The organism is Wolbachia endosymbiont of Pentalonia nigronervosa, assembly GCF_014534705.1.
GTDB lineage: Bacteria > Pseudomonadota > Alphaproteobacteria > Rickettsiales > Anaplasmataceae > Wolbachia.
The window spans coordinates 1-9383 of record NZ_JACVWV010000050.1 but is presented as its reverse complement, the minus strand read 5'-3'; the positions used below and the strand labels follow the sequence as shown (position 1 = coordinate 9383).

The window sequence follows — 9383 nt, the reverse complement described above, 5'->3', positions numbered from 1 at the left end:
TTCCAATAGAAAAACACCAAGAGAATACGATAAAGAGCTTTATAAAGAGAGAAATCTCATCGAAAGAATGTTCAATAAACTCAAGAATTTTCGTAGGGTTGCTACTCGTTATGATAAATTAGCTATTTCTTTCTTATCTTTTGTCCATATTGCTTCTATATATCTTTGGTTAAAATAAATGTCGACACTACCTAGACAAAGGTGCATCTATTGAGAATGTGGATGAATATGGTTATACACCTCTTCACTTTGCTGTTGAAGGTGGTGATTTAAATGTAGTGAAACGTCTTGTTGAACAAGGCGCTAACCTATATGCAGAACAAAAATATGGGTACACCCCTTTAGGGCTTGCTGCTTACAATGGTAAATTACGTATTGTACAATTTCTAGTCAATAACAATGGAGTTAGTGTTAACAGTAAAAATAAAAATCCTATAGATCTTGCAGCGAGTAACGGTTATTTTGAGATAGTTGAGTTTCTTGTAGACAAAGGTGCTGAACAGGGATCTGCACTACACTGGGCTGCTTATGGTGGTCATTTAAATATAGTCAGGTATCTTGCACATGAAAGACATTTTGACTCAAGTAAACAAGATAAATATGGCAATCTTCCCGTGCATATTGCTGCTTTACGAGGTCATTTAAATATCGTTAGGTACTTTAGCGATCAAAAACAAGTAGACCTACATACGGAGAATAACAACGGTTATACTCCTTTTCTCCTTGCTATTTTAAGTAGCAATTTAGATATGCTCAGATATTTCATAGATGGTAAAGATGCTTCACCTAACCAAAGTGATAATAAAGGCAATACGGCCCTACATTTAGCAGCGTTAAACAGCAACTTAGGTGTAATAAGATACTTAATACGAAGAGGCGCAAAAGTGGATGCTGTTGATAGTTATGGTAACACTCCTATATTTTTAGCTACTGCCAGAGGCCACTTGAATATGGTGAAATATCTTGTGCAAAAGGGTGCTGATTTCACAGCTACCAATAATTATGGCAATTCCCTTCTACACTTTGCCAGTTGGAGTAATCACTTTAATGTGGTGAAATATCTTATAGAAAAAGGTATTGACCTTAATGTTACTAATAAAAATGGTGATACTCCTATATACTTTTCTACTTCTGCGGACATAACGCAATACCTAGTAGAAAAAGGAGCCGATTTCAGAGTTCCTGGTAGTGATGGCTATACTCCTCTACACTTTGCTGCTGCTAATGGTCACTTAGATACAGTTAAATACCTGATCGATAACAAAGGAGCCGATTTTAATGTGAAGAACCATTACGGCATGACCCCCCTACACTTTGCTGCTGCTAATGGTCACTTAGATATTGTTAAATACCTGATTGATGACAAAAGAGCTGATTTTACTATTCAATCCAATAATAACTGGACCCCTATATATCTGGCTGCTTCTTCTGGTAACTTGAATTTAGTGAAATACCTGGTTGAAACTAAAGGGGCTGATTTCACTCTAGAATCCAATAGTGAGTGGACTCCTTTACACAGAGCTGCCGCTAATGGTCACTTAAATATTGTTAAATACCTGATCGATGATAAAATGGCTGATCTTACTCTGCAATCCAATGATGGCAGAACACCTCTACACTTAGCTGTTTCTTCTGGTAACTTGAATTTAGTGAAATACTTAATTGATAGCAAAGGAGCCGATTTTACTCTTAAGGACAATTTTGGTTGGACTCCTTTACATTGGGCAGCTTCTTCCGGTAGCTTGGATATAGTAAAATACCTGATTAATACTAAAGGCGTTAACTTCGCTCTTAAAGACAATGATGGCTGGACTCCTTTATACAGAGCTACCAACAATGGTCACTTAGATATCGTTAAATATCTGATTGAGACTAAAGGTGCTAACATTAATGCTGTGGATGCTACTGCGGATGGTAGAAAATCTATACATGTTGCTACTCAAGGTGGTAATAAAGATGTGATTGAATTTCTACTCAGCAAGGGCGCCAATGTTAATGATATAGCTGTTGGAAATGGTTGGACACCAATACACTATGCTGCATGGAAAGGTAACTTAGACGTTGTTAAGTTCCTCCTTAATAAAGGTGCTCATATTAATGCTGTGAATGCTACCCCCGATCGTAGTAGACCAATACATATTGCTGCTCAATACGGCCACAAAAATGTCATAGAATTTTTACTCAGCAGGGGCGTTGATATTAACTATACTGATAGAGACGGCTGGACACCTCTGCATTATGCAGCATGGAAAGGCCGTTTAGATGTTGTTAAATTTCTTACTGATAAGGGTGCCGATATTAATGCTATAGACACCACCACCTATCATAGAAAACCTATGCATGTCGCTGCTCAAGGTGGTAGTAAAGATGTGATTGAGTTTTTTCTCAGTAAAGGTATTAGTGTTAATGATATTACTGTTGGAGACGGTTGGACACCCCTGCACTATGCTGCATTTTATGATAAGCTAGACACTGTTAAATTCCTTATTGATCAAGGTGCCTATATTAAGGCCAAAGCTGCTAATGACTTCGATAAAAAACCAATGCATGTTGCTGCCCAAGGTGGCAGTAAAGATGTGATTGAGTTTTTTCTCAGTAAAGGTGTTAATATTGATGATACTGATCAAAACAACTGTACGCCTCTGCACTATGCTGCATGGCAAGGTGAGTTAGACACTGTTAAATTTCTTGTTAGTCAAGGTGCTAATGTCAACGCTAAAGACAATAAAGGTAATACTCCTTTAGACTTAGCTACTACAATTCCAGTAAAAATCTTTTTAAGACAACCACAACTCAATCTAATTAATGCTGCAAGACAAGGCAATCTTGATATGGTCACAGAGTATGTTAGTAAAGGAGTAAGCTTGAATGCTAAAGATGATAATAATCGTACTCCTTTACACTGGGCCGCTCTCAATGATCATTTAAATGTAGTAAAATATCTTATAAGCAGAGGTGCTAACTTACATATTATTGATAAGAATGGCTACACTCCTCTTCATAGGGCTGCAGGAGGAGGGGCTTTAGATGTAGTAAAATATTTTATAGAAGAAGAACATCTTGACATAAATCTTAACAGCTCTGATGATAGCTATCACTGGACTCCTCTACATATTGCTGCTTACACCAACAAATTAGATATAGTAAAATACCTTATTGATAAAGGTGCTGATATTAATGCTGTGGATACTGACAGCAGTCATAAGAAACCTATACATGTTGCTGCTCAAGGCGGTCATAAAGATATTATTGAGTTTTTACTCAGCAAGGGCGTTAGTGTTAATAGTATTTCTATTGGCAATGGCTGGACACCACTACACTATGCAACATGGAAAGGTCATTTAGATACTGTTAAGTTCCTTGTTGAAAGGGGTGCTGATATTAATGCTATAGATACTGATAGCAATCATAGAAAACCGATACATATTGCTGCTCAAGGTGGTAGTAAAGATATTATTGAGTTTTTTCTCAACGAGGGTATGAGTGTTAATGATATTGCTATTGGCAATGGTTGGACACCACTACACTATACAGCATGGAAAGGTCACGTAAATACTGCTAAGTTTCTTGTCGAAAGAGGTGCCAATATTAATGCTAAGGATAACATTAGCAATACTCCTATAATCTTAGGAGCTTGGCACGGTCAGCTAGATATAGTTACGTATTTTATAAGCGACGAAAATGTTAATGTTAATACTAGGGATGGAAAGGGCAATGACGGTAGAACAATTTTACACTACGCTGCTCAAAATGATAAATTAGAGGTAGTTAAATTTTTAGTAGAAAAGGGAGCTGATATTAATGCTATTGCTACTGGAAATGGCTGGACACCGCTACACTATGCTTCATGGAATGGCCATATGGATGTTGTTAAGTATCTTGTGGAAAAAGGTTCTAACGTTAATGCTCAAACTAACAATGGCGATACTGCTTTAGATTTAGCTCTTTCAATTCAAGTAAAAAACTTTTTAAGACAACCACAACTTGATCTAATTAATGCAACAAAACAAGGCAACCTTAATCTGGTAAAAGAGTATGTTAATAAAGGAGTCAGCCTAGATGCTAGAGATGACGATAGTTATACCCCTTTACACTGGGCTGCAAGAAATAGCTACTTAGATGTAGTGAAATACTTGATAGACAAAGGTGCTAACTTACACACTATCGACGAACATGGTTATACCCCTTTTCATAGAGCCGTAGAAGGTGGTGCTTTAGATATAGTAAAATATTTTATAGAAGAAAAACATCTTGACGTAAACCTTCACGGAGCTGATGGTGGCTATCACTGGACTCCTCTACACTGGGCTGCCTACAAGAATAAATTAGATGTAGTGAAATACCTTATAGATAAAGATGCTGCTTTACATGCTACTGATAAGAATGGTTATATTCCTCTTCATAGGGCTGCAGAAGGTGGCGCTTTGGACGTAGTAAAATATTTTATAGAAGAAAAACTCCTTGATATTAACCTTAAAGGTGCAATTGGTGGCCATCACTGGTCTTCTCTACACTTGGCTGCACAAGAAGGTAAGTTAGACGTTGTGAAGTATCTTATGGAAAACGGTGCTAATGTACACATCCTTGATGCACATAATTACACTCCTCTTCATAGAGCTGTTCAACAAGGTAAATTAAATATCGTTAAATATTTGATTGAGGAAGTAGGAGTTTCAGTTAATGAACAATATCATTGGAAAGAGTCGAGCTGTTTCATTTTTTGTAACGAACAATGGGGCCCTACTCCGTTAAAGATAGCAGAAGATAATGGCCATAATGCAGTAGCTTCTTATCTCAAATCAAAGGGCAGCTATAGCAACCGTAATCGTCGCGATATTTCAGAAAACAGGAAAAAATATAAAGAGACTAATAATGCTGTACAAGAGAAGTATGTGACAAGTGGAGCAAGCATAGCAACATCATGGCTACCACAATTAGTAATAGGTATTACTCAAGGACTATATAATTTTGTTACAGCAGAAAGCAAGCGAGAGAATATTAACCAATTTAACACAGAAACATCCATATGGAATATTGATGTCAATGGTATAATAATGTTATTTGACGTACTGGTAAGAAAAGTTACAGGTCAAAAGTATGTTGCAACAGCAGAGCAATCTGTAAACGCTGAAGCACAAAGCTATGCACTAAATATTATAGAAAAGTTTGAACAATGGATAAGAGATAAGTATGGTATACAGGCAGGTGAGTCAATAAACCTTGCTGAAATGCAGTCAAAAATATATTACACTATCAAGAGTGGTAATAGCAGAAAAATTCCAGATATATTCTTCTCGTATGCAACACCTATCATAGAAGCTGCAGAGCTTTTGCAATCCACTAAACCTGCAAAGCATCAAACATATCCATTTGAAACTGCTAGTAAACCACAAACTTGTTTAAATAGGCCTCTTGCACAACCCATTTCTGATAAGCACAGGCAAGGATGTATTTAAAGAGAGCTCTGACAACAAAATTGCACTAGAAATAGGTTTAATGTTGCTAATTAGCGTATCTAAGTGTAACATTATTAATATTCATAACAAAAGGCAACTCAATGGAAAATAGTTATAATGCTGACTCGATAAAGATTCTTAGAGGTCTTGATGCCGTAAGAAAACGTCCGGGTATGTATATTGGTGATACTGATGATGGGTCTGGATTACATCATATGGTATATGAAGTTGTTGATAATGCGATAGATGAAGCCCTAGCTGGGCATTGCAACAAAATTGAAGTTAGCATTAACAAAGATGGATCAGTATCTGTTACTGATAATGGTCGTGGTATTCCCACTGGTATTCATGAAGAAGAAGGTATATCAGCAGCAGAAGTTATAATGACTCAACTACATGCTGGTGGAAAATTTGACAATAATACTTACAAAGTTTCTGGTGGTTTACATGGAGTAGGTATTTCAGTGGTAAATGCGCTATCGAGTTGGCTAGAATTGACTATTTGGCGTGATAAAAAAGAACATTTCATTCGCTTTGAAAATGGTGATTCTATTGAACCTTTAAAGGTAGTAAACGAAAACACAAACAAGAGAGGTACTAAAGTTACATTCATGCCATCAAGCGAGACTTTTAATGGCATTAATTTTAGTTATTCAACGCTTGAAAGTCGTATAAGAGAGTTAGCATTTTTAAATTCGAACATCGATATTACTCTATATGATTTACGTAATGAACCACCAACAGAATCTCATTTCAATCACTCTGAAGAAAATTTTGGTACAGCAAATTTTGTGCAGTACTTAGATAAAAATAAAACACCTGTCACTAAAATCGCTAGCATGCAAGGTAGCGCAGAAGATCTTGGCATAAGTTTAGAAGTATCAATGGAGTGGAATGACTCTTATTATGAACACATGTTATGCTTCACAAACAATATAAGACAACGGGATGGTGGCACACACTTGGCAGGGTTTAGGTCCGCTTTGACTAGGTGTATAAATAATTATGCAACTAATGAAGGTTTTTTAAAGAAAGCTAAAGTAAACTTAACTGGAGAGGATGTTAGAGAAGGTTTAACCTGCATTCTATCTCTCAAAATGCCTGACCCTAAATTTTCTTCACAAACAAAGGATAAGTTGGTTAGCTCAGAAGCACGTACAGTAGTAGAAAGTATAATAGCTGAAAAGTTTGCTACAATGCTTGAAGTTAATCCAAAATTAGCAGCTAGTATAGTTGAAAGAGCAATTAGATCCGCAAAAGGCAGAGAAGCTGCTCGCAAAGCTCGCGAATTAGTTAAAAGTAAAAACAGTATTGATATTGCAACTCTGCCAGGAAAACTTGCTGATTGCCAAGAAAAAACGCCAGAGCTATCGGAGTTATTCATAGTGGAAGGTAATTCTGCAGGTGGTTCTGCAAAACAAGGTCGCAATCGTAAAACACAGGCTGTGCTTGCCTTAAAAGGAAAAATTCTTAATGTAGAACGTGTAGGTTTAGATCGCATTTTTTCATCTGCAGAAATCGGCTCTCTGATCACAGCAATTGGTGCAGGAATAGGAAATGAACACTTCAATGCTGAGAAAGCTAGATACCATAAGATTATCATTATGACAGACGCAGATGTTGACGGTTCACACATTAGAACTTTGCTTTTAACTTTCTTTTTCCGGCACATGCGTGAAATAATTGATAAAGGATATCTATATATAGCTCAGCCACCTCTTTATAAAGTTACAAGAAATACTAAAGACATCTATATGAAAGATGACGAGAGTTTTAATAATTACATAGTAGACTCAGCGATTAAGAAGCTGGTATTAAGCGATACGACTGCAGATTTACGTTTTATTCTTAATAAATGTCTTGATATTTCAAATATCAGCAAAAATTATGCCAGAGAAATACCACAATATCTTCTGGAGTCATTATTAATACTAGAAAAAAAGAATGCTCTATCATCCGCTAGCGAAGTGTCAAAATATTTGCAATCAATGTACAGTGAATATACTTGGGAAGTGGAAATTAAAAATGAAGAGAGAGAAATTCACATCTCAAAACTATTTCAAGGACTAGCAGACAAGTATACATTTGCACTTAGCATGCTCGAGAGTAAAGATATGCAAAGTATATCGCAATTGCTAGATGATGTTAGTATGTTATTTAATGATGATTTATTTGTACAAGCTCAAGATACTAAGATAAGAATTACTTCTCCTAGTGCATTGGCAAAGATAATAATGGACTATGGCAAAAAAGGTCTAACTCTACAGAGGTTTAAGGGTCTTGGAGAAATGAATGCTGACCAACTGTGGGAAACTACATTAAACCCTGAAACTAGAACTTTACTAAAGGTTGAAATAAAAGACTGTGAAGCAGCTGACTCCATGTTTTCAATATTAATGGGAGATATAGTTGAACCACGGCGTGACTTTATTAATAGCAATGCACTGAATGTGCATGATGTTGATATTTAAACGGCTAGTTACTAACAGCGTTTTTATTTTTTCTCACATTTTAGATAAAGTTTAAAGTGATGTTTACCTAATTTTAACCAATATAAAATATAATAAGACATTAATATATTAATGGTGTGTAATGAAAAATTTTCTTTTACTTGCCGCTTTAATTTTTTCTTTTGCATTTGAGGCTGCTGCTACTACTCCTCCTAAACTTGATGCAACATCAACGGTAATATGTGCAATAGTAAACTATTCACATAGTATAGGTGGACCGATTATGACGGTAGTGATTATCGGCGCAGCACTGCTTGCAGTATTTGGCAGAATGCCGTGGCCAGCACTTGTTGCATTAGGCATATTCACTGGTGCATTTTTTGGTGCACCTGCAATTATAAGTTTTATTGCACCAAGTACATCACAATCTTGTAAATGTCCTGAAGGTCAAACATGGAAAAACGGAGTATGTTCTGCGTAAGGTCCACAAATCAAGATTCTGTGAACAAAACACCTCTTAAAACCAAGTTCTGATTGCTATCAGAACTTGCCTACACTTCTTAAATACATACTGCAATGCTCAACACGTTTCTTCATCATCATTTGCAGTAGTTTAATATTAAAAAAATAACTTAGATTAATAAAATTTAAAGCAATATTTACCTAATTTTAATCAATATAAAATATAATATGGCATCAATATATTAAAGACGTGTAATGAAAAACTTTCTGTTACTTATTGCTTTAATTTTTTCTTTTGCATTTGATGCTGCTGCTACTACTCCTAAACTTGATGCAACATCAACGGTAATATGTGCAATAGTAAACTATTCACATAGTATAGGTGGACCGATTATGACGGTAGTGATTATCGGCGCAGCACTGCTTGCAGTATTTGGCAGAATGCCGTGGCCAGCACTTGTTGCATTAGGCATATTCACTGGTGCATTTTTTGGTGCACCTGCAATTGTAGAGTTTATTGCACCAAAGGCAACACACTCTTGTAAATCAACCACTTGTGAACAAGGTAAAACATGGAGTGCCAAAGACAAAAAATGTGTGTAGCGGCTGGTAGGATAGAGAGATGTATGCAAGGCTAGAACAAAACAACCTATTCAAAACCAAGTTCTGATTTGCCATCAGTACACTCCTTTCTGCGGTGCGTTTTTTCATCATCATTTGCAGTAGTCCGATATTAAAAAAATAACTTAAATTGATAAAATTTGAAGTAATATTTACCTAATTTTAATTAATGTAAAAGATAATACAGCATAAATATATTAGAAGATGTCTTGAAATCATTTAAGTAGCTAATTTATTAAGCATAACGGTAATCATATTAAAGAAAATATTGGTTTTTGAGGTAAGAGGAGAATGTTCGTAATCTTTGCTCATGCGCCTAAAATTGGAGAGCCAAGCAAAGGTTCTTTCAACTATCCAACGTTTTGGAATAACCTGAAATCCTTCAGCTTCGGGA

6 protein-coding genes and 1 pseudogene are annotated in these 9383 nt (G+C 36.0%); 6 read left to right on the top strand and 1 reads right to left on the bottom strand.

Translation table 11 applies throughout. The features are described 5' to 3' along the window. The 6 genes and pseudogenes from IC220_RS05155 to IC220_RS05135 form a co-directional block, all read left to right on the top strand. The coding region (locus IC220_RS05155) for a transposase (RefSeq protein ID WP_188152690.1) at window positions 1-178 on the top strand (178 nt) is incomplete at its 5' end. 16 nt (window positions 179-194) lie between these two features. Next, window positions 195-2096, top strand: a pseudogene (locus tag IC220_RS07900) (ankyrin repeat domain-containing protein); the annotation flags it as partial. A gap of 6 nt (window positions 2097-2102) precedes the next feature. Further along, window positions 2103-5456, top strand: a complete 3354-nt coding sequence (locus tag IC220_RS07895; RefSeq protein WP_410543328.1) for an ankyrin repeat domain-containing protein — start codon at window positions 2103-2105, stop codon at window positions 5454-5456. Between the two features lie 101 nt (window positions 5457-5557). Then, on the top strand, window positions 5558-7927 hold the full coding sequence (gene gyrB / locus IC220_RS05145) for a DNA topoisomerase (ATP-hydrolyzing) subunit B (RefSeq protein WP_188153460.1): 2370 nt from the start codon (window positions 5558-5560) through the stop codon (window positions 7925-7927). A gap of 121 nt (window positions 7928-8048) precedes the next feature. Beyond that, window positions 8049-8387: a TrbC/VirB2 family protein gene (locus IC220_RS05140; RefSeq protein ID WP_188153459.1), complete on the top strand. Its 339-nt coding sequence runs from the start codon at window positions 8049-8051 to the stop codon at window positions 8385-8387. A gap of 236 nt (window positions 8388-8623) precedes the next feature. Then, on the top strand, window positions 8624-8971 hold the full coding sequence (locus tag IC220_RS05135) for a TrbC/VirB2 family protein (protein WP_188153458.1): 348 nt from the start codon (window positions 8624-8626) through the stop codon (window positions 8969-8971). A gap of 237 nt (window positions 8972-9208) precedes the next feature. On the opposite strand, the gene IC220_RS05130 is transcribed toward IC220_RS05135, so the two are convergent. Further along, the coding region (locus tag IC220_RS05130) for a transposase (RefSeq protein WP_188152743.1) at window positions 9209-9383 on the bottom strand (175 nt) is incomplete at its 5' end.

Bases quoted from the DNA above. Each gene is read 5' to 3' on its own strand.
- IC220_RS05140 (WP_188153459.1), top strand. From the start codon at position 8,049: ATGAAAAATTTTCTTTTACTTGCCGCTTTAATTTTTTCTTTTGCATTT.
- IC220_RS05135 (WP_188153458.1), top strand. From the start codon at position 8,624: ATGAAAAACTTTCTGTTACTTATTGCTTTAATTTTTTCTTTTGCATTT.
- gyrB (WP_188153460.1), top strand. From the start codon at position 5,558: ATGGAAAATAGTTATAATGCTGACTCGATAAAGATTCTTAGAGGTCTT.